Below are 25,286 nucleotides of genomic sequence, written 5' to 3'. Positions count from 1 at the left end.
GCTGATGGAGGGCAAAACCGGCAGCTGTTTCTTTCCGCAGCCGGCAGCCCGGGGCGCGGGCCCAAAGGCCCTGTGCGTAGCTGCCCGCGGGTTTCCTTCTCCCGGCTATGCCAACGCTTTTCGCCGGGGAGGCTACAGCCGCTCCCGCACCTGGGTCAGGATTCGTTCCATCTCCTTGCGGACCTCACCGGTTTCGAGAGTGTGGTTGTTGTTCATAAAGCTGAAGGCCAGTAGCCGGCCTTTTCTGGAGCGCAGGTAGCCGCACACGTTATGAACGTGGGACAGCGTGCCGGTCTTGCCCCACAGCCAGGGCCCGGCCGGGTCGCGGTACACCCGGCGCAGGGTGCCGTGCCCGCCCCCGGCCGCCAGCAAGCTCAGCAGCCGCTGCTCCGGCACCTCTTTGTGCAGCTTGAGCAGCAACGCCACCAGCATCCGGGGCGTGACGAGGTTCTGGTGCGACAGGCCCGAGCCGTCCACCCATACCGGGGCATCGGGCAGATCCTTCAGATAGCGGCCACGCACGGTCCGGATGACGCGCTCGGTGCTGAGCGAGTCGCGGCTCAGGCGGGCCGAGCACATCAGCAGCAACTGCTCGGCCAGGAAATTGTCGCTTACCTGCAGCACGCGCCGGTACAGCGAATCGACAGGCAAACCGGCCAGGGTGCGGATGCTGTCCCGGGGCCGCAGCTTCCACGGCACCATGCCGAGGGGCCGGCGCAGGGTGTCGCGCAGCAAGCTCAGCAGCAGCTCGGGGCTGGTGCGGAAGGGTGTTTCGTCGATCCAGCTCTTGGTGAAAGGCAGCAGGTAGAACCTGTTTTCCAGCGGGGCCCGGCGCACGTGGTCGTCGGTGCGCAGGGTGGCTGGGGCCGGCTCCAGCTGCGCCGCGAACGAGCGGGGCACCATGCGGGGGCGGGCCTCTCCGGCCTTGGCGGCAAAGCGCACCACGTTTCCATAGATCGGGAAAGGCCCCCGCTCGGGCTGGTAGTAGTAGTTGTAGTCGTCCCAGTTCCAGCCGGGGCCAAAGGGCTCGACGCAGGGGATGGTGGTGTAAAACAGCTTCTCGGGCCGGCGCTGCAGAAACTCGAACGCCCGGCGCGAGGGCACGTCGCCGTGGAGCAGAGTCGGGTCGCCGGTGCCCCAGAACAAAAGCGAGTCGTGGCGGACCACGTAGCGCAAACTGGGCAGGGAGTCGCCGAGCAGGCGCAGGCCGGCGTAAAAGCTGAACAGCTTCATGTTGCTGGCCGGGATAAAGTACTGCCCGGCCTGGTAGGCGTACACAGGCTGCCCGGACGCTACGTCGGTGATGCAAAGGCCCACGTGGTGCCGGCTCAGCACCGGGGAGCGGGTCACCAGCTTACGGAGCCAGCGCGGGCCTTTGCTCCGGCGGGAAGGCGTTTCAGCCGCTGGGCTTCGGCCGCCGTCGGCCAGCGCCGAAGACAGCGAAGCGCTTAGCAGCAGCAGGGTCAGGAACAGGCGGCGCAGCATAGGGCGGGTGATTTAGACTGCAATCTGACGTTAAAATTAGAAATCCGGCAACTGCCCGCGGGATTCCCCGGCCTCACCCGGCCGGACCGGGCGGGTGAGGCCGGCTTACTGCGCCGGGCAAGCAGGCGAGTTTTCCCGGGAGCTTCTGATTCTTCGCTACGTGCCTCCCACTTATTCCCCTACCTTTGCGGCCGATTTGCTATGCCAGACCGACCCACTTCCGCAGTAAGCTCCGCCAAGTACATCTTTGTAACGGGCGGGGTCACCTCGTCCCTGGGCAAGGGTATCATTTCGGCCTCCCTGGCCAAGCTGCTGCAGGCGCGGGGCTTCCGGGTAACGATTCAAAAGTTCGACCCCTACATCAACATCGACCCCGGCACGCTGAATCCCTACGAGCACGGGGAATGCTTCGTGACCGACGACGGGGCCGAAACCGACCTCGACCTGGGCCACTACGAGCGGTTTCTGAACACGCCCACGTCCCAGGCCAACAACGTCACCACCGGCCGTATCTACAACCACGTCATCAGCAAGGAGCGCGAAGGCGCCTACCTGGGCAAGACGGTGCAGGTAGTGCCCCATATCACCGACGAGATCAAGCGGCGCATGCTGCTGCTCGGCCAGCACGGGGAGTTCGACGTGGTCATCACCGAAATAGGGGGCTCTATCGGCGACATCGAGAGTCTGCCGTTCGTGGAGGCCGTGCGTCAGCTGCGCTGGGAGCTGCCCCCGAACGACTCCCTCGTCATTCACCTCACCCTGCTGCCTTACCTGAAGGCGGCCGGGGAGCTCAAAACCAAGCCTACCCAGCACTCGGTGCGCGACCTGCGCAGCGCCGGTCTGCAGCCCGACATCCTGGTGTGCCGCTCCGAGCACCAGATTCCGCTGGAGATGCGCAAGAAGATTGCGCTGTTCTGCAACGTGAAGATCAACTCGGTTATCGAAAGCCTCGACGCCGACAGCATCTACTCCGTGCCCCTGCTCATGCTCAAGGAGCACCTCGACGAGCGGGTTATCAAGAAGCTTAAGCTGACCGGCGGAGCCGCCCAGCCCGACCTGGACATCTGGAAGGAGTTCCTGGGCCGCCTCAAGAACCCCACCGAGGAAGTGACCATTGCCCTGGTCGGCAAGTACGTGGAGCTGCCCGACGCCTATAAGTCGATCAACGAGTCCTTCGTGCACGCCGGTGCCCTCAACGAGTGCAAGGTGACGGTGCGTAGCATTCAGAGCGAGCATATCACCCCCGAGAACGTGAGCACGCTGCTGGCCGGCGTGGACGGGGTGCTGGTGGCCCCGGGCTTCGGGGAGCGGGGCTTCGAGGGCAAGGTGGCCGCCGTGCAGTACGTACGCGAAAACAACATTCCGTTCTTCGGTATCTGCCTCGGCATGCAGGTGGCCGCCGTGGAGTTTGCCCGCCACGTGCTGGGGTTGGAGAAAGCCAACTCCACCGAGATGGACCCGCAGACGCCCAACCCCGTCATTGCCATGATGGAGGAGCAGAAAAAAGTAACGCAGAAGGGCGGCACGATGCGCCTGGGCGCCTACGCCTGCGAGCTGCGCAAAGGCTCCAAGGCCTACAAAGCCTACGGCCGCAGCCACATCAGTGAGCGGCACCGCCACCGTTACGAGTTTAACAACCAGTATCTTGCGCCCTTCGAGGAAGCCGGCATGGTAGCCTCGGGCCTGAACCCCGACACCGGTCTGGTCGAGGTAATCGAGCTGAACGGCCACCCCTGGTTTGTGGCCGGGCAGTTCCACCCCGAGCTTAAGAGCACCGTCGAAACGCCCCACCCGCTGTTTGCCCGCTTCGTGAAAGCAGCCATTCAGCACCATAAAAATGAGTTTTGAGAAGAGGAGTTAGAAGCTGGAAGTCAGGAGTTAGAATGAAATGGCCCGGCTTCTTTTCTCCCTCCTGGCTTCGAACTCCTGGCTCCTAGCTACCCAAAGAACCCCTGCGCAGCAGCTCCTGCCTCTGTCACTTCGTCCGAATACGCTGAAAACCAACAAAAACTCCTGCCATTGCAGGTAACCGGCCGGGCTTGCCGGGTTTTTGACAGGCCTTCGTACCCTTCCGTCAGGTGCTGCGCCGGACCTTAACCTCCCCGCTCCTGACCTTCCAGCTTCTCTTAGCGCTCCGGCGCATTTTACTTCCCTCAGTCAGTACCTAAATGGACAAAAACCAAGCAACCGGCCTGTTTCTGATTTCGGCCATGCTGCTCGTCTACCTGTTTTTCTTTTCGCCTAAAAAGCCGGAAGACAAACCCGCCGACAAGCCGGTAGCCGCTGCTACCACCACCTCCGGTGCCCCGGCGGCTCCCGCCGCCCTCGATTCGGCTACGGCCGCCCGGCAGCTGGGCTCGTTTGCCTCGGCGGCCCAGGGCGCGGCCCAGCAGCTGCAGCTTGCCAACGACAACCTGACGCTGACCTTCTCAAGCAAGGGTGGCCGCGTGGAAGCCGTGCGCCTGAACAAATACAAGACCTTCTTCGGCAAGCCCCTCGACCTGTTCGACGCCCAGAGCGCCCAGATCGACACCCGCTTCCGCACCACCGACGGCCGTACCGTCCGCTTCTCCGACCTGTTCTTCCAGCCGTCGGCCGTCCAGCCGGTCACGGTTGGGCAGCGGCAGGGGCAGCGCCTGACGTTCACGGCCGCCGTGGCCGGGGGCAGCATCGAGCAGGCCTACACCCTGTTCAACGACTCCTACGAAGTGGGCTACGACGTGCGGATGCCCGGCCTGAATGCCGTACTGGCCCCGGAGCCGCTTACCTTCACCTTCGTGGACCGCGTGCGCCAGACCGAGCAGGACCTGCAGCAGAACCGCAACCACTCCGTCATCAACCACTATCTGGCCAACGACGACCACGGCTCTTTGGGCGAGGCCAGCGATACGCCCGAGGAAATCAAGATAGACGAGCCGCTGAAGTGGGCGGCCCACAAGCACGACTTCTTCGTGGCCGGCATCATTGCCGACGGCCAGTTCCCGAGGGGGCAGTTCAACTCCACGGTGAACCTGGCCGACTCCACCTTTATCAAGACCTTGAGCACCACGCTGGCTATTCCGGCCGCCGATGTGCTGGGCGGCAAGGGCCAGTTTCGCTTCTTCTTCGGCCCCAACGCCTTTAACCTGCTGAAAGAGGTAGCCCCTGGCTTCGACCGGAACGTGCACCTGGGCTGGGGCCTGTTCCGCTGGATCAACCAGTTCGTGGTGCTGCCGGTGTTCCACATCCTGGAGCAGTTCATCAGCTCCTACGGCATTATCATCGCCCTGCTGGTGGTGCTCATCAAGCTCGTAACCTGGCCGCTGACCTACAAAACCTACGTGTCGCAGGCCCGCATGAAGGTGCTGAAGCCGGAAATCGACGAGATTAAGGAAAAGTATGGCGACGACCAGACCAAGGTGCAGAGCGAGACGATGAAGCTCTACGGCACGATGGGCGTGAGTCCGCTCGCCGGCTGCGTGCCCACCATACTTACCATGCCCATCCTGTTTGCCATGTTCCAGTTCTTTCCCAACGCTATTGAGCTGCGGCAGGAACAGTTTCTGTGGGCTAAGGATTTGAGCTCGTACGACGTATTCGCCAAGCTGCCCTTCTACATCAAGTGGTATGGCAACCACATCAGCATGTTCACGCTGCTGATGACAGCCTCGACCCTGCTGATGACCTGGCAGAGCAACCAGCTCAACACCGCCATGCAGGGGCCGATGAAGTTCTACAGCTACCTGATGCCCTTCATCTTCCTGTTCGTGCTGAACAGCTTCGCCGCCGGCCTCACCTGGTACTACTTCATCTCCAACGTCGTCACCTTTGCCCAGCAGGCCCTTACCCGCCGCTTCGTGGACGAAACCAAGCTGCGCGCCCAGCTCGAAGCCAACAAGGTCAAGAACAAGGACAAAAAGCCCAGTGGCTTCCAGGCCCGCCTCGCTGAAGCCATGAAAGCTACGCAGGAGCGCGAAGCCGAAGCCAAAAAGCAGAGCCAGCCCAAGAACAAAGGCAAATAGTTTGTATCAAAGTGAATAAAAAGCCCTTCTGCCCGTGCGGAAGGGCTTTTTCGTGTGCGTCAGAGCTGCCCCAAGAATCGACCTTCGCCCCACACAAATGGCTATCCTTACTGCAATGCGCGTAAACGAGCGGACCCTTACATTTACCCGTTCCCACCGCGGCCCGGTTTTTGGAATCCGGCCGGCAACCCTAACCTGCCCCCTTATGCGCTCCTGTCTTTCCCTGCTGCTTGCTCTCCTGCTGCTTATCACCTCGGCCCAGGCCCAGCAAACCCGCCCCGCGTCCGGTAAAGCCAAGCCGGCAACGGTGAAGAAGCTCAAGGCGAAAACCAAGCCCAGGGCAGCCGCCACGAAGTCGGTGGCTCCTGCTGCCAAGCCGGTAGCCAAGGCAAAGGAAGCGGAGGAAGCTCCCGTCATCGTGTTCAAGAAGACACCCTGCTACGGCTCCTGCCCCCACTACGAGGCCACCATCTACCCCGATGGCCGGGTGGCCTACCTGGGCTACCGCAACGTGCCCCGGATGGGCGCCGCCCAGCTTCAGCTGCCGCCCGCCGTGGTGGGCAACGTGCTGAGCCAGGCCCGGGAGCTGAACTTTGCCGGCCTGCAGGATTTGTACTCGAAAGGCGCCACCGACATGCCCGCTACGATTATCACCATCATTCAGCCCGACGGCAAGCCCAAGACCGTGCAGGTCGAGGAAGGCGCTCCCCAACCGCTCCAGGACCTGCTCAAATACCTCGGCGACGAGCTGGAAAAGCAGATCGGCGTGCCGGTCGTGTCGGACCACTAGGGCTTAGGGCTTAGGGCTTAGGGCTTAGGGCTTAGGGCTTAGAAGGTACTTGCCTGGACAATGGGGGTTGCGTATCGGCCCTCCTTCTTTTTGAATTGATTGTACCAGAAAGAGCCCGCGTAAGCAGTTACGCGGGCTCTTTTTCTGTCGCCAGGCTTTCCTCTTCTCAGGAGAGGGGGCCGGGGTAAGGCTACTCTTTACGTACCCGCTCCAGCACGAGCTGGTTCATGGGGTTGGGGGTGAGGCCACGCACGTTGTTTTGGGTCAGGCGCACCAGCTCGTCGTAGTACACGGCAATGACCGGGCTTTCCTCCACGATGATGCGGTCCATCTGCCGGTACAGGTCGTAGCGCTTCTCAGTGTCCTGCTCCAGCTTGGCCAGCTCGTAGAGCCGGTCGTAGGCGGCATTTTTGAAGTGGGTCTTGTTGGGGCCGGCCGGGGCGAAGTTCTTGCTGTAGAATAGGGCCAGGTAGTTTTCGGCGTCGGGATAGTCGCCCAGCCAGCTGCGGGTAAAGAAGGCGGCCCGGCCGTTGTCAATCATTTCGCCGTGGGCCGCGCCCTGGCTTACGTCAATGTCGACCTGAATGCCCACTTCGGCCCACTTCTTCTGGTAGTACTCGGCGTACTCCTTGGTTTCGGCCACCGTGTTCAGCCGCAGGCGCAGGGGCTTGCCGCCCGGCCCGTAGCCGGCCGCCTTGAGCAGCTCCCGGGCCTTGGCCGGCTGGTAGGTGTAGCCCGGCACCAGCTGGGCGTTAAACGAGGGCAGCGACATGGGCACGAAGCCGGAGTTGCCGGGCTTGCCCACGTTGCTCAGGAAGTACGCCAGGAACTCGGGCTTGTTGAGGGCGTAGTTCAGCGCCTGCCGCACCCGCTTGTCGCGCAGCGCCGGGTTAGCCGCCGCCCCGCGCAGGTTGGTGGGGTCCTGCTGAATGCCCAGGTACTCGGTGTTCAAATACGGCACCTTTTCAAACCGGAACTTGCCCCGGAAGTCTTCCCGCACCGTGCCGTCGGGGTACAGAATCAAATCCCGGGAGCCGGACCGCACCCCGCTCAGAAAGTCGAGCTTGCCCTGGGTGAAGGTCAGAAACTCGGTTTTGCGGTCCTGGATAAAGCTGATCTGCACCGCGTCGAGGTACGGCAAGGCCCGGCCCTGCGCGTCCTTTTTCCAGTAGCCCGGGTTGCGGTGGTAGATGATGGCGTTGCCCTCGTCCCAGAGATGAAACCGGAACGGGCCGGTGCCCACCGGGTGCTCCCGGAAGTCCTTGCCGTATTTCTGCACGGCCTCCCGGGGCACCACGTAGGCGTAGGGCATCGTCAGGATACCCAGGAACGGGATGAAGGGCTCCTTCAGGTAGACCCGCAGCGTGGAGTCGTTCACGGCCACGAAGCAGGTATCGGACGGTTCGCCGTCGGGCTTCTCCAGCACTTTGCCGCGGAAGATCCAGCCGCCGGGGCTGGCCGTGCCGGGGTCGAGCAGGCGGCGGAAGCTGTACACGAAATCGGACGCTACCACCCGCCGGCCCTTGCCGCCGGGAAACACGTCGGCGTCGTGGAACCGCACGTCCGGGCGGAGCACGAAGGTGTAGCGCCGGCCGTCGGGGCTGATGTCGTAGCGGCGGGCTACCGAGGGGCCGGGCTTAAGCTGGTCGTCGAGCTCCACGAGGCCGTTGTAGAGCTGGGTCACGGCCCAGGTGTTGGCTTGGTTGCGGGCAAAGGCCGGGTCCAGGGAAGTCAGGCTTTCGGGCTGATTGTAGCGGAAAACGCGGCGGCTGTCGGTACTCTCGGCCGGGCCGGAACAGCCTGCCAGCAGCGGAAGCAGGGAAACCAGGAAACCGGCAAAACGGCGCGTAACGGAAAGCATGGGAACGGGGGAATCACGTATATTTGTGCAAAACTAAGCGGATCCCTCCTAGCTTTCGGCTAGCGGCTTTCGTCTTTCCGTCAGCAGTTTGATTTACCGGGCTACTTTGTTGAGAATCGGGCCTCCCGGCGCCAGCTGTTAACTGCTTTACCATGAACCTCACCTATTACGGGCACTCCTGCTTTCTGCTCGAAACCGGCGGCAGCAAAGTGCTTTTTGACCCCTTCATCCGGCCCAACCCGTTGGCGAAAGATGTTGACGTGGATGCCATTGAAGCCGACTATATTTTCCTGAGTCACGGCCACGGCGACCACGTTGCCGACGCCGTCGAAATCGGGCTGCGCACCGGTGCCGAGCTGCTGGGCATGGTCGAGCTGCTGAGCTGGTTTACCGACAAGGGCCTTAAAACAACTTACCAAATGAACCTGGGCGGCACGGCCCGCCTGCCCTTCGGTACGGTGAAGCTGGTGGCCGCGGCCCACTCCAGCTCCCTGCCCGACGGCTCCTACGCCGGTCTGGCCGCAGGCTTTATCGTGGAAGCCGAGGGCAAGTCCTTCTACTTCGCCGGCGACACGGCCCTCACCTACGACATGAAGATCATCGGGGAGCGGCATACGCTCGACTTCGCCCTGCTGCCCATCGGCGACCATTTCACGATGGGCATCGACGACGCGCTGGTGGCCGCCGAGTGGACCGGGACCCCGAAAATCATTGGGATGCACTACGACTCCTTTCCGCCCATCCGCATCAACCACGACGAGGCCCGCACCAAGGCCCAGGCTGCCGGCAAGGAGCTGGTGTTGCTGAAAATCGGGGAAACGGTAACTTTATAGAAAATCAGCTTTTAGCTGGTAGCGGATAGCTATTAGCTTTTTTGTCCGACTTACACCTGTTTAGCTAACAGCTAATAGCCATCAGCTAACAGCTTCTTCAACTCATGGGAAAAATCATCGCGGTAGCCAATCAGAAGGGCGGGGTGGGCAAAACCACCTCTTCGATCAACCTCGCCGCCAGCCTGGCTGCGCTGGAGTATCGGACCTTGCTGGTAGATGCCGATCCGCAGGCCAACGCGACCTCCGGCGTGGGCTTCGACCCGAAAGACATTCAGAACAGCATCTACGAGTGCATGGTGGATGGCATCAACGCCCAGGACATCATCCTGACCACCAACGTGCTGCCCCACCTCGACCTGATGCCCTCCCACATCGACCTGGTGGGCGCTGAGGTGGAGATGATCAACCTGCCCAACCGGGAAGAGAAGATGAAGGAGGCCCTGCGCCCCCTGGCCGACCAGTACGACTTTATCATCATCGACTGCTCCCCGTCCCTGGGTTTGATTACGGTCAACGCCCTCACGGCCGCCCACTCGGTTATTATCCCGGTGCAGTGCGAGTACTTCGCCCTCGAAGGCCTGGGCAAGCTGCTCAACACCATCAAGATCATCCAGAGCCGCCTGAACACCGAGCTGGAAATCGAGGGCATCCTGCTCACGATGTACGACGTGCGCCTGCGCCTGTCGAACCAGGTAGTGGAGGAAGTAAAGCTGCACTTCCAGCAGCTCGTGTTCGACACCATTATTCCGCGCAACGTGAAATTGTCGGAGTCGCCTTCGTTTGGTATCCCCGTGATTTTGCACGACGCGGAAAGCAAAGGCTCCATCAGCTACCTGAACCTGGCCCGCGAAATCGTGGAAAAGAACGTGGAAGCCGCCGGCGCCCCGGAAGAAGCGGCCGAAGACGCCGCCTAGCGTATTGCAGAGCCTGCGTTATGCAAAGCCCGGCCATCTGGCCGGGCTTTTTTCGTGCGGCTCACTCATCACGGATGCCGGCAGATCGAGGGCGCCCAGCCACGCTTGGGAAGAAAGATGCGGGCCGCCGCACGCTTTCCTGGCTGCGCGCAGGGGCCGACAGACGTCATTACACACCTCCTGCCGGTATAAAAAACAGCGGGGAAATGCTGATATTCGCTATCGTGGAAGCTATGCCTCCCGGCTGGCGACGACGAAACTGTTCTCACGTACTGCTCTTCCCACCTCGGACATGAAAAAAATCTACCTCGTATGTGGACTGCTGCTGGGCTTCCTTAGTGCCCACAGCCAGCCTACGCAACGCTATTGCCAGAGCTTTGATGGCAACCAGGTGCTGACGGCCGCCGGCACCGGCACCCTGAATCTGGGAACGGCCTTCACGATGGAAGCCTGGGTGTACTTAAGGGCGTCCTCACCCTATGCCGTGGTATTGGGCAAGACGTACAACCCACGGGCCAACGACCCTTTTCAGAACTATGTGCTGGCGCTGGACGCGACCGGACTAAAGGCGGAGCTGGTGCAGACCACCGGAGCCCCCGGCTCGTACGCGTCGGCCACTTCACCCACCAATCTGCCGCTCAACACCTGGGTCCACCTGGCCGGTACGCTGGGCGCTGGGCAGCTGCGCCTTTACGTCAACGGGGTGCAGGTAGCCACCCGGGTCAGCCCGGGTGCGCCAATGGCCAGCCCGGGCGTGCCTTTCGCGGTGGGCTCGGGCGCTACGCCCGGCAGGCAAACCACTTGCTGCGGGTTGAACGGAGCTATCCGGCAGGCCCGGGTGTGGAGCATGGCCCAGCCGGCGGCCAGCCTGCAGGCGAACATGAACCTCCAACTCAGCGGCACCGAAGCCGGTCTGCTGGCCAACTGGCCGATGAACGAAAGCACCGGCCAGGTTATCAGCGACCTGACGCCCAACAGTCATCACCTTACCCGCGGGTCGGGCACTGCCGTGGAAGCGGCCGATCCGCAGCCTATCCTGACGACCAATCTGGGGGTATTCTTCACTTACAGTCAGCTGACGCTGCCCAGCGGCGCCGGCTCGGCCGAAGAGCTGAGCGTTATCGACTACAACGCCGACGGACGCAAGGATCTGGTCGCCGCTCGTCTGGTGTGGCCGCCCACCCTGCCGGCTTCCCCCGCCCCGCTACAGGCCCTGCGCAATAACGGCAACCTGAGCTTCACCAGCGACGCGCCGTTTGTGGGGACCAGCACCATGGTACACCCGCGCGACTTCGCGGTGGCTGACTTCAACGGCGACAACCGGGCCGACCTTTTCATTGCCGACCATGGTACCGATGTTATGCCCTTCCCCGGCGGGCAAAACCGCCTCTACCTGCAAAACAGCGGGGGACAGTTGGTAGAAGCTGCCAGCAACATCCCGGCCATCGATGACTTCTCCCATCACGTAGCAGTGGCTGATGTGGACAATGACGGCGACCAGGACCTGTACGTGTGCAACATCTATAACCAACAGCGGGTCGGGCCCCGGCTGCTGCTCAACAACGGTGCGGGACAGTTCACCGTCAACACCAGCCGGCTGCCCGCGCGAATTGCCTCGATGACCGACGTTTACATGGCCAGCCGCTTTGCCGACATCGACCGCGACAATGACCAGGATCTGGTGCTCGGTGCACTTGATGGCAGCGGGCTCCCCAACGACCTGATTCTGCTGAATGACGGAGCCGGCAACTTCGTGCCGGGCCCTGCCCTGCCCAACCGCTACGGCGGGCCAACCTGGGGCACAGTAGCCATCAGCGTGTTTGACGTGAACAACGACCAGTGGCCTGACCTGCTGCTGTCGACGCTGAATCAGTATCAGACCTGTCAGCTGCAGCTGCTGGTCAACAACCGCAACGGCACATTTACGGATTACACCGCTCGTATTCCCCAGAGCTGGCCAACCACCAATGCCTGGATTAAATGGATTGAAACTGCCGACTTCAACAATGACGGCTGGACGGACTTTGTGGCCAGCACCCAGGGCGGGCAACCCAAGCTGTTTCTGAATACGGGCAACAACTACTTCACCAACGCCAGCGCCATTCTCAACGTGGGGGGCAGCGCGGCCAGCTACCGGGCGCAGGACTTCGACAACGACGGCCGCGCTGACCTGGCCGTGCTCGACTTTAATGGTACGCTCACGATTGCGAAAAACCTGCGCTCTTATGCTGTACGCATCGACTCCACGGGCGTGATTACCAGCACGACCCCGGTTCGCCCGGCCGCTGATCTGGTAAGCGTGTATCCTAACCCGGCCGCGCAACATGCCACGATTCAGCTGGCCGACGTGCCCGCTAGCGGCCGCTATGCCGTGCTCGACGCGGTAGGCCGCACGGTACATCAGGGGGAGATTGGGCGGCGTCGCACAGTAGAGGTGCCCCTGGCCGGTATCCGGCCCGGCATCTACACCGTGCGCATCTGGTTTGACGACCAGGTAGCCTCCCGCCAGCTGCTTGTGCGGCCCTGACCTGCAGCATCGCCCTTCTGCCGCCCCGCATACCAGGCCCCATGCCCCGGGTTCGGCATTGTGGTACCATCGCGCCACCGGCCCGGAGTGTTCCACGGTTTTTTCGTTTCCGTGGAACAAAATTTCGGTCCCATCCCCGGCGTTTGTGTATTTTTGAATCCCGCTTTCGCCCGGTAATGGGTGGGAGTTGAATGCAGGTATGTCAGAGAAGAACGAAGAGAAGCAGACGCCGGCGGCTCCCGCCGCCGCAAAGCGCAAGATTGGGGGCCTGGGCCGCGGCCTGAACGCCCTGATTGAAGGCAGCTACGAAAAGAAGAGCGAGCGGCTGGTGTCCCACCCGGTCAACTCCGTGGGCCTGATTCCGGTGGAACACATTCAGGCCAACCCCTACCAGCCCCGCACGCACTTCGACCAGGAAGCGCTGCAGGAGCTGGCCGAGAGCATCCGCATTCAGGGCATCATCCAGCCCGTTACGCTGCGGCAGACCGGCACCAACGCTTACCAGCTCATCAGCGGGGAGCGGCGTCTGCAGGCTTCCAAGCTGGCCGGCCTCGAAGCCATTCCCGCCTACATCCGCAAGGCCGACGACCAGCAGATGCTGGAAATGGCATTGATTGAGAACATCCAGCGGGAAAACCTTAACGCTATTGAAATTGCGCTGAGCTACCAGCGCCTCGTGAGCGAGTGCAACCTGAAGCAGGAAGAGCTGGGCGACCGGGTGGGCAAGAACCGCTCGACCGTTACGAACTACCTGCGCCTGCTCAAGCTGCCGCCCGATATTCAGATCGGCCTGCGCGATGCCGTCATCAGCATGGGCCACGCCCGCGCCCTGATCAACATCGACCAGGAAGAGCAGCAGCTGGCGTTGTTTCAGCGCATCGTGGCCGAGGACCTGTCGGTACGCAAAGTAGAGCAGCTCGTGCGCAACGGCGGCTCCTCCCCCGCTCCGGCGGCTCCGGCCCAGCAGCAGCCCGCCGGACAGCAGGAAGCCAACGTGCCCGTTGCCGAGCTGCGCCGGGCTGAGCGTCACCTCTCTGACCGCTTCGGCAGCCGGGTGCAGGTGAAGCCGGGCCCCCAAGGCCGGGGCGAAATCAAGATTGCCTTCGACTCGGTCGAGGACATGCAGCGCATCCTGCACATCCTGCAGCCGGCCTAACGTAGTTATCATGACGAGCGGTTTTTGGCGCGCCGGAGTGCTGTTGCTGGCTTTGCTGCCCGTAGCGCAGGCCGCGTGCGCCCAGGCCACCGTCACGGCCGGGCCCGACTCGGTGGCGGTGAGCACGCCGGCGGTGCCGGACTCAACCCGGCGCACCGAGAAGCTGCTGTGGTTTCAGGTGACGCGCCCCACGAAAGCAGCGGTGTTTTCGGCCCTGCTGCCCGGGGCCGGGCAGATCTACAACCGCAAATACTGGAAGCTGCCCCTGGTGTACGGAGCCGTGGGTGGTACGCTTGCCAACGAGATTTACCTGCAGCGCCTGTTCAAGGAGTACCAGCGTGGCTACGACGCCCGCACCGACAAAGACTCTACCACCATCGACGAAGGCCCTCGGTCCAGCCAGGAGCGCACCGCCGACAACGTGAAGACCGGGGAAATCTTCTACCGCGGCAAGCGCGACCTGTGGATCGGCTACACGGCCCTGGCCTACGGTATGCAGATTGTGGATGCCCTGGTAGACGCCCACCTCCAGGACTTCGACGTGAGCGACGACCTGAGCATGCACTGGGAGCCCACCATTTTGCGCATGCCCACCCTGGCTCCCACCCCGGGCATTGCCGTTTCCTTTACTATCAAACCAACCCGCTCCTCTAAATGAAGCTGCTGCTTATCGGCTACGGCAAGATGGGCCAGGCAATTGCCGCCCAGGCCGAAGCCCGGGGCCACCAGATTGCCGGCATCATCGACCCCTCCCGTCCGGAGGCCCGCATTACCGACTTCGGCCCCGGCCAGGTGGATGCCGCCATCGAGTTCACCCACCCGGACGCGGCGTTTGCCAACATCCAGGCCTGCCTGCGCCAGGGGCTGCCGGTGGTCTGTGGCTCCACGGGCTGGCTGCACCACTTCGAGGAAGCCCGGGCCCTGACCAAGGAAGTAGGCGGAAGCCTCTTCTACGCCTCCAACTACAGCGTGGGCGTGAACCTGTTTTTTCACTTCAACGAGTACGTCGCGGCCAAAATGCACCAGTTCGGGGGCTACGACGTGCAGGTAACCGAGATTCACCACACCCAGAAGGTGGACCAGCCCAGCGGCACGGCCCTGACGGCCGCCCAGGGCATCCTGCGCAACTTCCCCACCAAAACAAGCTGGCGCAACGAGCCGACCACCGCCGCGCACGAGCTGGCGGTGCTGTCGGAGCGCACCGGTGAGGTGGTCGGCACGCACATCGTCACCTACTCCTCGGCCGACGACTCCATCGAGCTGAAGCACGAGGCCCACCGCCGCGAGGGTTTCGCCCACGGCGCCCTGCTGGCGGCCGAGTGGCTGCCCGGCCGCCCCGGCGTATTTGGCATGAAGGATTTGCTGGGGCTGTAGCCGCAGGTAATTAATTCAGATATTTCGACGTTCATCCAAAGGCCGGCCCCGCCGGACTTTGTCTTACCTGCTTTTCGCCCCCGTTATGGCCGTTCAATCCTGGCAAGCCCCCACCACCGAAACTTCCAAGCACAAGAAGCCCAAAGGCTTTTTCCGGGAGTGGGGCGACGCTATTCTCTTTGCCGTCGTAGCGGCCACGCTGATCCGCTGGGCCACGTTTGAAGCCTACACCATCCCGACCCCGTCGATGGAGCACTCCCTGCTGGTGGGCGACTACCTGTTCGTGAGCAAGCTGCACTACGGCCCGCGCACGCCCCAGACGCCCCTGCAGGTACCGCTCACCCACCAGACGGTGTGGGGCACGGACATGAAAAGCTACTCCGATGCCATTCAGCTGCCTTCGTTCCGGCTGCCCGGCTTTTCGGAGGTGAAGCGTAATGATGTAGTCGTGTTCAACGTGCCCTTCGAAAGCCAGCACCCGGCGGACCTGCGCACCAACTACATCAAGCGGTGCGTGGCCGTAGCCGGCGACATGCTGGAGGTCCGCGACACCCAGGTGTTTATCAACGGCAAGCCGGTGGCGAATCCGGTGGAGATGCAGACCAGCTACTTCCTGCAGGTGCCTGAGCCCAACGACGACATCCGCCGCGCCTTCAAGGAGCGCGGGGTTATCAACTTCAACAGCCCCACCGGGGAGCCCGAGCCGCAGATGACGGAAATGGGCCCCGGCTACGTGGTGAACACCACCGAGGCCACGGCCGAGTACTTCCGCCAGCAGCCCTACGTGAAGGGCGTTATCAAACAGAAGGCTACTGCCGGCAACCCTGAGCCCGAAACCTTCCCCAACAACCCCGACTACGACCCCAACTACCCCCAGAACATGCCTACCCTGCCCCCGGCGCTTAACTGGAACCGCGACAATTACGGTCCGATTCAACTGCCCCGGGAAGGCCAGACGATCCAGCTGACGCCCCAGAACACCCGGTTCTACCAGAAGATCATTATGCGCTACGAGCGCAATGAGAACCTCACCTTCCAGAACGGGCAGCTGCTGCAGAATGGCAAGCTCCTGACCAGCTACACCTTCAAGCAGGATTACTACTTCATGATGGGTGACAACCGCCACGATTCGCTCGACTCCCGCTACTGGGGCTTCGTACCGAAAGACCACATCGTGGGCAAGGCCGTGCTGATCTGGATGTCGGTAGACCCCTACGGCAGCGGCTTCGGCAAAATCCGCTGGAACCGCCTGTTCAATCTGATTAACTAAGCTGTTGGCTACTACGTAAAGGCTGTTAGCTTTTTCTCGAAGCACAAAGCCCCGTCGGAATCCCGACGGGGCTTTTTCGTGCCACTGATGCTGTATCCTGGAGGTCATGCAGAACCGCTGGCGAAGCATCTCGCGTGCTGACGCAGAAGTTACTAATCCAATATCAGCACGCGAGATTTCTCGGCTCCGCTCGGAATGACGGTCTTTTGGCCCCCTTTAGTTAGAGACGGTGCTGTTCCCTAAGAACGAAGCACCAAGCACTCGATATTACTTTACCACTGAATCGGCTCGAGGCCGTGCTCCTGCAGGTAGGCGTTGGTTTTGCTGAACGGGCGGGAGCCGAAGAAGCCTTTGTCGGCGGCGTAGGGCGAAGGATGAGCGGCTTTGAGTACAAGGTGCTTTTTGGCATCGATGATTTCGCCCTTTTTCTGCGCGTAGGCGCCCCAGAGGATGAACACGACGTGCTCCTTTTCGTCGGACACTTTTTGAATAACCGCGTCGGTGAACTGCTCCCAGCCCCGCTTCTGGTGGGAGCCGGGCTCCGAGGCCCGCACCGTGAGCGTGGCATTGAGCAGCAGCACGCCCTGTCGGGCCCACCGGTCGAGGTTGCCGTGGGGCGGGGTATCGATGCCGAGGTCGGCCTTGAGTTCCTTGAAGATGTTCTGCAGCGAAGGCGGGGTGCGCACGGCTTCGGATACCGAGAAAGCCAGTCCATTGGCCTGCCCCTTACCGTGATACGGATCCTGCCCCAGAATCACGACCTTGACGGCGTCGAACGGACAGGCGTCAAAGGCATGGAAAATACTGGGTCCGGGTGGGTACACCGTAGCCGCGGCGTACTCGCTGCGGACAAAGGAAATAAGCTCGTTGAAATAGGGCTTTTCGAACTCATTTTGTAGTTGCTGGCGCCAACTTTCTTCTATCTTTACCTGCATAAAAGCGAATTTCTGGGGAGTTGGTAAATCGGGGGCTACCCCGGCTGCGTAGATAAACCAAAATTCGTAGACTACTGTTAGTCAAACGCACCACCGCACTACTGCAATGAATACGACGACTACGCAGGGCGTAACTGTCAGCGTTACGACCAACTACCTGCCGGACTATTCCAGCCCCGGTCAGGAACACTACGTCTTTGCCTATAAAATTGATATTCGCAACGACAGTGAGTATACTGTCAAGCTTCTGCGCCGGCACTGGTACATCCACGATGCCAATGCCGTGGTACGCGAGGTAGAGGGCGAAGGCGTGGTCGGTCAGCAGCCGGTGCTGGAGCCCGGCCAGTCGCATCAGTATGTGTCGGGCTGCAACCTTAAAACCGGGCTGGGCAAGATGCTGGGCACCTACCAGATGGAGCGTGTGGTCGACGGCCGCGAGTTCACCGTCCAGATTCCCGAGTTCACCCTCGTCGTTCCCTACCGTTTGAATTAGGTTAGGTCGTGGGGCCTTGGGACGTAGGTCTTAGCAAGGGGAAATCTTGCCGACTGCCCCTTGCCAAGACCTAATTCCTACGTCATAAGTCCTGTCATTTGCTTTACCAGGTTTTCAGCTACTTCCGGTTTTGGCTCCGCTCGGGGAATGCACATGGACTGCATTCCCCGTTCGTTTTTGGGCTCTACAACGACGTAATCCACCACGACGGGCAGTTCGCCCCCTTCAACGGCATTGAGGCCCGACGCCGGGAGCTGCTCAGCAGTCCGGAAAGTATCACGGTCCGTGACTTTGGCGCGGGTTCACGCCTGGGAGCGGGCCGGCAGCGTCGCCTCCGCGATATTGCCCGCCACGCGGCCAAGCCGGCCCGGTTCGGGCAGCTGCTGTTTCGGCTCGTTAACCACTTCCGGCCCGCTACCATCCTGGAGCTGGGCACTTCCCTGGGGCTGACCACTGCTTACCTGGCGTCACCGAACCCGGGGGCCCGGGTGGTTACATTTGAAGGCTGCCCGGCTACCGCCGCCCAGGCCCGCCACACGTTCGGGAAGCTTGGCCTACCGAACATCGACCTGGTAGAAGGCAACCTCGACGACACGCTAACTCCGGCCCTGGCTGCCCTTCCCGGTCCGATCGACTTTGCTTTTTTCGACGGCAACCACCGCTACGAGCCCACCGTGCGCTACTTCGAGCAGTGCCTCCCCTATCGCACCGAGCGCAGCGTCTTTGTCCTCGACGACATTCATTGGTCGGCGGAGATGGAGCGGGCCTGGCAGACGATCCGGCAGCACCCCGAGGTGATGCTGACCGTGGACCTGTTTTTCGTAGGCCTGGTGTTCTTCCGGAAAAATCAGCCTAAGCAGCACTTCACGCTGCGATTCTAACTAGGTAGTTGTCCGTTGTTAGGATCGTTCTGACAACGGACAACCAGCAACGGACAACTAGGATCTAAAGCCTCTTCGTCAGGTGAAGCCCGCTGTAGGCATAGCCGTTGGGCGTGTAGCCCGACATGGGCACGCAGGAAATGCCGGCCCGGCTGGCCGTTTTGTGCAGCTGCGGTACCACGATGCCGACTGCCGCGCCCACGGTGTAGCCGACAATGTTGTCGGACAGGAAATGCTTGCCGGCCTGAATCCGATAGTATGCCACGGCAGCAGGTACGAGGGCAGCCCCGGCCCATACGTAGGGGCGGGCTGGAGAATCGGGGTAGAAGTCGTTGAAGATTTTGGCGGTGAAGAACGTGCCCGTAGCCGCTGCCGCGGTGTGCCCGGCAAAAAACGAATTGGTGGCGTTGGCCCGGGTCCGCTCGCTCATCTTGGGCTCCGAGCTGTACGTCAGCGGCCGGTAGCGGTAGATGTTGCCTACGCTCATGGTGAAGATGGAGGTGGTCACGCCCATCGTTTCCACAAACAGTCCGGCCAGCTGCCCGCGGTTGCCCCGGAAGCCGGGGTTCAGCGCAATCAGAGCCGGGGGGGCCGCTACGGAGCCAATGAGCAGGTAGTCGCTAATCGTGCGGGCGCCCTCATCGTAGTTACCGGCTATGAACCGGTCGAATTTCGGGACGTTGTTTTTGTCCAGGGCCAGCGCCTCGGCATCCGTCAGTCCTTCCTTCTGCAGGTTCAGGTACAGGCCGGTGCTGCTGATAGCGGTGAGACCTAGCGTAACCGGCAGGTCCACCTTCCAGCTCAGGTTGTACGGCGAATCAACCTGCTGGGCCTGGGCAGGAGCAGTAAGCGTGAGGGAGGAAGCAAACAGGAAGAGAGGAAAGAGTCGTTTCATTGCGGAACATCTATGTTATGCCCCACTGAAACGACGCCTGCCCCTAAAGGTTAAGCCCTGCGCTTGACTTTGCCGCCGGGTGGGGCCCTAGCGAATGGCTTCCCGTACCCGGGTCAGCTTTACCAGCAGGTCTTCCAGCTTATCCAGGGCCAGCATATTGGCCCCGTCCGACTTGGCCGTAGCCGGCGTGGGGTGGGTTTCGATGAACAGCCCGTCGGCGCCTACGGCAATGGCGGCTTTGGCGATGGTTTCGATAAGGGCCGGCTGCCCGCCCGTGACGCCGCTGGCCTGGTTGGGCCGCTGCAGGGAATGGGTCACGTCCATCACTACCGGCACGCCGAAAGCGCGCATGGCGGGCAGGTTCCGGAAGTCCACCACGAGGTCGGAGTAGCCAAAGGAGTTGCCGCGGTCCGTCAGAATCACGTGCTCATTGCCCGACTGCCTGACCTTGTCCACCGCAAACTGCATGGCCTCGCCGTTCAGGAACTGTCCTTTTTTCACGTTCACGACTTTGCCGGTTTTCGCGGCGGCAATCAGCAGGTCGGTCTGCCGGCACAGAAAAGCCGGAATCTGCAGCACGTCCACGTATTCCGCCGCCAGCGCCGCCTCGTCCGACTCGTGGATGTCGGTGACAGTCGCCACCCCGATTTCGCGGCCTACCTTCTGCAGGATGCGCAGCGCGGTTTCGTCGCCAATGCCGGTAAAGGAGTCGAGGCGGCTGCGGTTGGCCTTGCGGTAGGAGCCCTTGAAAATGTAGGGAATCCGGAGCCGGTCGGTGATGTCTTTTACCCGCTCGGCGATGCGCAGGGCCATGTCCTCCCCCTCAATCACGCAGGGACCCGCCATCAGAAAGAACTGGCCGGAGTCGGTATGGTGGAAGTTGGGCAGGGCGGAAGTCAGGGTAGTGAGCATAGGATGAGTAGCCTCGGGCCGGGCCCGGAGAATGAGTGGTGAAACCAGAAAAGTGGGCAGGCGCTATTTCCGGCGCAGGCAGATAAACAGCTCCCGCCCCTGCCGGGGTGGGATAGAGTTGTGGGCAGTTTCGAAGTGCACAAAGGTAAAGCAGGGCTCGAAGTACGCGCGGTACTCGTCGCGGGTGCCCCCGAAGGGCGGCTCAGCGCCCGGCCCGAAATCGGTATCGAACAGCAAACCCATGAGGGTGCCGCCGGGGCGCAGCAGCTCGGCACACTTGCGGGCGTAGGTGGGCCGCAGGGCCGGGTCGAGGGCGCAGAAAAAAGTCTGCTCCACAATCAGATCAAAAGAAGGCTCGGCGGGCAGCTCGAAAAAATCGGCCAGCAGCAGGTGGCCGGCCGGGAAGCCGGGTACGCGCTGCTGCAGGTCGTGCAGTGCTTCCGGTGCCACGTCCGCCACGTACACCTCGGGCCAGCCCCGATGATGCAGGTACTCAGCCTCGTAGGCCCGGCCGGCCCCGGGAATCAGAATCCGGCGGCTGTCGGGTTCACCCAGCTGATCGAAATAATCCCGTAACGGCGGCGTTATGGCGCCCGTATCCCAACCCGTGCGCCCCTGGGCGTAGCGCTGCCGCCAGTATGTTTCGTTGAGCTCTAAATCCGTTTTCATGCTGATGGAGTATTTTCCGCTAAACTTGCCCGGGCAACCAATCCCTTTATTTTTGTGAGTAAAGGTAACTTTCCTGCCACTTCCACCCGGCAACCCACTTAATCACCTTCTGCAATGGAACAAAACGAGACCCCCGCTCCCCGGAATAATAATCGGGTGCTGCTGAGCGTAGCCCTGATTCTGGTTTTGCTGGGTATCAACGGCCTGCTTTTCTACATGAACCAGCAGAAAGCCAAGCAGAATGAGCAGCTCACCACCGAAGTCAAGGAAAAGGACGTGAAGCTGGAAGAGCAGATCCGCCAGTACGAAGCCCTGAAGGCCGACTTCGAGCGCCAAAGCCAGGAGGTGCAGACCATGGGTCTGGCCAACGACTCCCTGGAAGCCCGGATTGCCTCCATCAACGCCGACCTGCTGCGCCTGCGCTCCTTTAAAGCCGGCAGCTTCACCATTGCCGACCAGAAGCGCTTCCAGCAGCGGGCCTCCAACCTCGAAGGCCAGCTCCGCAAGAAGGACGACGAAATTGCTCAGCTCAAGCGCGACAACGAGACGCTCTACACCGAGACGACCACGCTCAAGCAGCGCCAGAACAAGCTCACCGACACCATCAGCACCATCGCCCGCACCAACCAGGAGCTGCAGGAGAAAGTGACGGTGGCTTCCCGCCTCCAGGCCGAGAACATCCGCGTGGGCATCGTTACCTCCAAAAACAAGGAGAAGGACGACGACGAGAACGAGTTTAAAGCCAAGCGCGTCGAGAAAGTCAAGGTGAGCTTTAACCTGGCCCGCAATGACGTGGCACCCAAGGAAACCAAGCAGATCATGATGCGCCTGATCGAGCCCGACGGCGCGGCCCTGTACAACCTGAGCACCGGGGGCGGCACCTTCATGATTGACGGCTCCGAGGCCTTCTACACCGCCAAGCAGGACCTCGTGTTCGACAACACCCGCCAGCCCGTGCAGTTCGTGTACGCCAAGGGCGCCACCTACAAAACCGGCCTGCACACCGTGGAGCTGTACGCCGAGGGCGTGATGATCGGCAAAACCACCTTTACGCTGAAGTAAGGCTTAGTCTTCCCGGACATCGACAAAAAAGGCCCCGCTGCACAGCGGGGCCTTTTTTATGCGAATTGGGTTGCGCCGCTAGGCCGTGGTCGACTCCATCAGGGACGCTTCGTAGGCTTCGAGCTTCTTGGTCGTTTCGCTGATGTTCTCGGTCAGGATCGTGATAACCGAGCCCGGCTGCGCATTCTGCAGCACGTAGTCGATGGCGTCAGTCTCCCGCTCGATTTCGGTGATCTTGACGTCCTCCTTGTCTTTGCGCAGGCCCTTGGTCATCAGACCCGCAATTTCCTTGGCTGACTTGCCGCGCAGGTCGCGGTCCTGCCGCAGCACGACTTCGTCGAAGATGCGGCCGCAGATGCGGGCAAAGCTGATGGTGTCCTCGTCGCGGCGGTCGCCCAGGCCCGATACGATGCCCACCTTGTACGTGGCGGGCGTGTTCTCCATGAACTCGGCAAACTTCTCGATGCCGGCTGTATTGTGGGCGTAGTCGACAATGACTTCGAACTGCGGAAACTTGTACACGTTCATGCGGCCCGGCGTCTTCGACGACGAGGGAATGAAGGTGCGCAGGGCCATCTTGATTTCGTCGCGCCCGAACCCGGCCAGGTAGCCGGCCAGCGCCGCCGCCAGGGAGTTCTCGATGTTGAAGGTCGCGCGCCCCCCGAACGTAATCGGAAACTCGGCAGCCCGGTCGATGCGCAGCTTGTAGCTGTTCTTGTAGATGGTGACGTAGCCTTCCTCGTACACCGCCGCTACGCCGCCCTGCTCCACGTGGTCGAGGATGCGGGGGTTCTTCTCATCCATACTGAAGAACGCCACTTTGCAGTCGAGGTTCTTGGCCATGGCGTACACCAGGTCGTCATCAGCATTGAGCACGGCCCAGCCGTTCTTGCGCACGGTGCGGGGCACCACACCTTTCACGGCCGCCATTTCCTCGACCGTGTGAATGTCGCGCAGGCCGAGGTGGTCGGCCGCTACGTTGGTCACCACGGCAATATCGCAGGTGTGAAAGCCCAGACCCGACCGCAGCATACCGCCCCGGGCCGTTTCCAGCACGGCGTAGTTGATAGTGGGGTCCTTGAGCACGAACTCGGCGCTTTGCCCGCCGGTGCAGTCGCCTTTCTCGAGCTGCTCGCCCTGAATGTAGATGCCGTCGGTGGTCGTGAAGCCGACCTTGTAGCCCTGGGCGGCCACCATGTGCGCAATCATGCGGGTGGTGGTGGTTTTGCCGTTGGTGCCCGTAATGGCGATGATGGGAATACGGCTCGTGGAGCCAGGCGGGAACAGCATGTCCACCACGGGCGCGGCCACGTTGCGGGGCAGTCCCTCGGTGGGCGCCACGTGCATCCGGAAGCCGGGGGCCGCGTTGACCTCAATCACCGCGCCCCGGGTCTTGTTCAGGGGAATGGCAATGTCGGTGGTCAGCAGGTCGATGCCGCAGATGTCGAGGCCCACGATGCCGGCCACGCGCTCGGCCAGCAGCACATTGTAGGGATCTACCAGGTCGGTGACGTCGGTAGCCGTGCCGCCGGTGCTGATGTTGGCGGTGCTTTTCAGGTACAGCGTCTCCCCGGCCGGCAGCACCGACTTCAGCGTCAGCTCCCGGCCTTTCAGGATGGCCATCGTGTGTTTGTCGGCCTTGATGCGGGTCAGCTCCTTTTCGTGGCCCACACCGCGGCGCGGGTCCTTGTTGATTTCGTCAATCAGCTCCTGAATCGAGCGTTTGCCGTCGCCGGTAACGGCGGCCGGAGTGCGCTTGGCAGCCGCTACGAGCTTGCCGTTTACCACCAGCAGGCGGAAGTCGAAGCCTTCGATAAACTGCTCGACAATGACGGCATCGGAGTACACCTGGGCGGCCTTGAAGCCGGCCAGGGCGTCTTTCCAGTTGGTGATATTGATGCCGGCCCCCTTGCCGTGGTTGCCGTCGAGGGGTTTGGTGACGATGGGAAAGCCCAGTTCCTCGATGGCGTCGCGCAGGCCTTCCGGCGAGTACACCGTGGTACCGCGCGGAACCGGTACGCCGGCATCCTTGAGCATAGCCTTGGTGCGGTTTTTATTGCCCGCAATTTCGACCCCGGCGTGCGACGTGTACGACGTCGTGGTGGCCCAGATGCGCTTCTGGTTGCAGCCGTAGCCCAGCTGGATGATGGAGCTGTTCTTGAGCTGAATGTAGGGAATGTTGCGGGAGGCTGCTTCGGCCACGATGCTCCAGGTGCTGGGGCCAAAGAACTCGTCTTCCCGGATTTCGTGCAGCTCATCAATGATGGGCCGGACGTCGATTTTCTGCTTGGTGCAGAGAGACTCCACGATTTCCACGGCGGCCTCAGCGGCCCGGCGGCCGGCCCGCTCCTCCTGATAGGCAAACACCACAAACTCTACTCCTTCTTCCCGGGCCGGGTATGATTTGCCCCAGTACACCGGCATGCCAGCCATGCGCTGCAGCTCCAGGGCAACGTGCTGAATAACGTGGCCCAGGGGCTCGCCGTCGGCGAGCTGCTCTTTGGTCAGCGGCGGATGCTTGGCCGACTGCTTGGTGGATTCGGTGTTGTTCTGACTTTTGCCGAGGTCGGGAAACAGCTTGGTAAGGCGGCCGGCGAAACCGGGCACCGCGTTGGACCACTGGTCGGCGTAGTCTTCCAGGTCGACCTTCATCACAATGAGTTTATTGTGCTTGACAGACCAGTAGCTGGGCCCGCGCATGGCGCGGAGGTCAATAATCTTCATAAAAGTCCTGCGCTTGGGAAAGGAGAGTTTTGTGGGCGTTTGTACGGGGTGATGTAATGTAGGGATTCTGTTTTGAGAAACCCATTTTCCCGTTTTTTTCGCCGCTGTCAAGCTCCCAGCACCATTTTGCAGCGTGATCCGGCCTTTATCTGGCGCCCGGCCTGCGGCACTCAGCTCTTCTTGAAAACCCAAACCGGCTAAAAACAAAAAACCCCAGCTGGGGCTAATCAGCTGGGGCACTTTCAATGAAAACAGGTAAACAGGAAAAAGAGGCGACGAGCGGATTCGAACCGCTGTAGGAGGTTTTGCAGACCTCTACCTAGCCACTCGGTCACGTCGCCGGGTAACAGGCTGCAAACTTACACCATAATCCGGCTTCCGCCAAACCACGGGCTGATTTTTGAGCCGGGGCTTTTAACCTCCTGGCTTTCTGGCACAAGCAGCACAGGCTCCTGGCCAGCCCCGGCGTTTCTGGATAAGAAGCCACAAAAAAAGCCCCGGCGG

Annotated in this window: 20 protein-coding genes and 1 tRNA gene; 13 read left to right on the top strand and 8 right to left on the bottom strand. The window is 61.6% G+C overall.

Annotated features, from left to right (window positions below):
- Positions 1 to 132 precede the first annotated feature (132 nt).
- Positions 133 to 1,485, bottom strand: a complete 1,353-nt coding sequence (locus LJY25_RS11765) for a D-alanyl-D-alanine carboxypeptidase/D-alanyl-D-alanine-endopeptidase (RefSeq protein ID WP_227608537.1) — start codon at positions 1,483 to 1,485, stop codon at positions 133 to 135.
- A gap of 201 nt (positions 1,486 to 1,686) precedes the next feature.
- On the opposite strand from LJY25_RS11765, the gene LJY25_RS11760 reads away from it, so the two are divergent.
- From LJY25_RS11760 to LJY25_RS11750, 3 genes are all read left to right on the top strand, one after another.
- Positions 1,687 to 3,333, top strand: coding sequence for a CTP synthase (locus LJY25_RS11760; protein ID WP_227608536.1), 1,647 nt, complete (start codon positions 1,687 to 1,689; stop codon positions 3,331 to 3,333).
- Positions 3,334 to 3,653: 320 nt separating this feature from the next.
- Entirely contained in the window at positions 3,654 to 5,486 is a 1,833-nt protein-coding gene (gene yidC / locus LJY25_RS11755; RefSeq protein WP_227608535.1) for a membrane protein insertase YidC, read from the top strand.
- 205 nt (positions 5,487 to 5,691) lie between these two features.
- Positions 5,692 to 6,276 (top strand): DUF6438 domain-containing protein, encoded by a 585-nt coding sequence (locus tag LJY25_RS11750; RefSeq protein WP_227608534.1) that lies wholly within the window; start codon positions 5,692 to 5,694, stop codon positions 6,274 to 6,276.
- 190 nt (positions 6,277 to 6,466) lie between these two features.
- On the opposite strand, the gene LJY25_RS11745 is transcribed toward LJY25_RS11750, so the two are convergent.
- Positions 6,467 to 8,137, bottom strand: coding sequence for an ABC transporter substrate-binding protein (locus LJY25_RS11745; RefSeq protein WP_227608533.1), 1,671 nt, complete (start codon positions 8,135 to 8,137; stop codon positions 6,467 to 6,469).
- A gap of 152 nt (positions 8,138 to 8,289) precedes the next feature.
- Between LJY25_RS11745 and LJY25_RS11740 the strand changes: the two genes are divergently transcribed.
- From LJY25_RS11740 to lepB, 7 genes are all read left to right on the top strand, one after another.
- Entirely contained in the window at positions 8,290 to 8,970 is a 681-nt protein-coding gene (locus tag LJY25_RS11740; RefSeq protein WP_227608532.1) for a metal-dependent hydrolase, read from the top strand.
- 104 nt (positions 8,971 to 9,074) lie between these two features.
- Entirely contained in the window at positions 9,075 to 9,884 is an 810-nt protein-coding gene (locus LJY25_RS11735) for a ParA family protein (RefSeq protein ID WP_227608531.1), read from the top strand.
- Between the two features lie 292 nt (positions 9,885 to 10,176).
- On the top strand, positions 10,177 to 12,411 hold the full coding sequence (locus LJY25_RS11730) for an FG-GAP-like repeat-containing protein (RefSeq protein WP_227608530.1): 2,235 nt from the start codon (positions 10,177 to 10,179) through the stop codon (positions 12,409 to 12,411).
- 199 nt (positions 12,412 to 12,610) lie between these two features.
- The gene (locus tag LJY25_RS11725; RefSeq protein WP_227608529.1) at positions 12,611 to 13,567 is read left to right on the top strand and encodes a ParB/RepB/Spo0J family partition protein; all 957 of its coding nucleotides are present in this window, start codon (positions 12,611 to 12,613) and stop codon (positions 13,565 to 13,567) included.
- 10 nt (positions 13,568 to 13,577) lie between these two features.
- Positions 13,578 to 14,225 carry a DUF5683 domain-containing protein gene (locus LJY25_RS11720; protein WP_227608528.1) on the top strand — a complete coding sequence of 216 codons (648 nt, stop codon included), beginning with the start codon at positions 13,578 to 13,580 and terminating at the stop codon, positions 14,223 to 14,225.
- The gene (gene dapB / locus LJY25_RS11715; protein ID WP_227608527.1) at positions 14,222 to 14,941 is read left to right on the top strand and encodes a 4-hydroxy-tetrahydrodipicolinate reductase; all 720 of its coding nucleotides are present in this window, start codon (positions 14,222 to 14,224) and stop codon (positions 14,939 to 14,941) included. The genes LJY25_RS11720 and dapB overlap by 4 nt, the downstream gene beginning before the upstream one ends.
- Before the next feature lie 85 nt (positions 14,942 to 15,026).
- Positions 15,027 to 16,211, top strand: coding sequence for a signal peptidase I (gene lepB, locus LJY25_RS11710; protein WP_227608526.1), 1,185 nt, complete (start codon positions 15,027 to 15,029; stop codon positions 16,209 to 16,211).
- A gap of 272 nt (positions 16,212 to 16,483) precedes the next feature.
- Here the strand turns inward: lepB and ung are convergent, their stop codons facing one another.
- The gene (gene ung, locus LJY25_RS11705; RefSeq protein ID WP_227608525.1) at positions 16,484 to 17,146 is read right to left on the bottom strand and encodes a uracil-DNA glycosylase; all 663 of its coding nucleotides are present in this window, start codon (positions 17,144 to 17,146) and stop codon (positions 16,484 to 16,486) included.
- A gap of 106 nt (positions 17,147 to 17,252) precedes the next feature.
- Here ung and apaG point away from each other — a divergent pair, with 106 nt between their 5' ends.
- Both apaG and LJY25_RS11695 read left to right on the top strand, forming a co-directional pair.
- Positions 17,253 to 17,639: a Co2+/Mg2+ efflux protein ApaG gene (apaG, locus tag LJY25_RS11700; protein WP_227608524.1), complete on the top strand. Its 387-nt coding sequence runs from the start codon at positions 17,253 to 17,255 to the stop codon at positions 17,637 to 17,639.
- A 98-nt stretch (positions 17,640 to 17,737) separates the two neighbouring features.
- Positions 17,738 to 18,520 (top strand): O-methyltransferase, encoded by a 783-nt coding sequence (locus tag LJY25_RS11695; RefSeq protein ID WP_227608523.1) that lies wholly within the window; start codon positions 17,738 to 17,740, stop codon positions 18,518 to 18,520.
- Positions 18,521 to 18,584: 64 nt separating this feature from the next.
- Here LJY25_RS11695 and LJY25_RS11690 read toward each other — a convergent pair whose 3' ends face one another.
- From LJY25_RS11690 to LJY25_RS11680, 3 genes are all read right to left on the bottom strand, one after another.
- Positions 18,585 to 19,415, bottom strand: coding sequence for a phosphatase PAP2 family protein (locus LJY25_RS11690; protein ID WP_227608522.1), 831 nt, complete (start codon positions 19,413 to 19,415; stop codon positions 18,585 to 18,587).
- A gap of 87 nt (positions 19,416 to 19,502) precedes the next feature.
- Entirely contained in the window at positions 19,503 to 20,327 is an 825-nt protein-coding gene (gene kdsA, locus LJY25_RS11685; RefSeq protein WP_227608521.1) for a 3-deoxy-8-phosphooctulonate synthase, read from the bottom strand.
- Positions 20,328 to 20,390: 63 nt separating this feature from the next.
- Positions 20,391 to 20,996: a methyltransferase domain-containing protein gene (locus LJY25_RS11680; protein WP_227608520.1), complete on the bottom strand. Its 606-nt coding sequence runs from the start codon at positions 20,994 to 20,996 to the stop codon at positions 20,391 to 20,393.
- A gap of 114 nt (positions 20,997 to 21,110) precedes the next feature.
- On the opposite strand from LJY25_RS11680, the gene LJY25_RS11675 reads away from it, so the two are divergent.
- Positions 21,111 to 22,058, top strand: coding sequence for a hypothetical protein (locus tag LJY25_RS11675; protein WP_227608519.1), 948 nt, complete (start codon positions 21,111 to 21,113; stop codon positions 22,056 to 22,058).
- Positions 22,059 to 22,136: 78 nt separating this feature from the next.
- Here LJY25_RS11675 and cphA read toward each other — a convergent pair whose 3' ends face one another.
- Positions 22,137 to 24,782, bottom strand: coding sequence for a cyanophycin synthetase (cphA, locus tag LJY25_RS11670; protein WP_227608518.1), 2,646 nt, complete (start codon positions 24,780 to 24,782; stop codon positions 22,137 to 22,139).
- Between the two features lie 270 nt (positions 24,783 to 25,052).
- Positions 25,053 to 25,123, bottom strand: a tRNA-Cys gene (locus LJY25_RS11665).
- Between the last annotated feature and the right edge of the window lie 163 nt (positions 25,124 to 25,286).

The sequence above is a fragment of the Hymenobacter translucens genome (genome assembly GCF_020685205.1).
Lineage (GTDB): Bacteria > Bacteroidota > Bacteroidia > Cytophagales > Hymenobacteraceae > Hymenobacter > Hymenobacter translucens.
This window is presented reverse-complemented; position numbering and strand designations above follow the sequence as displayed.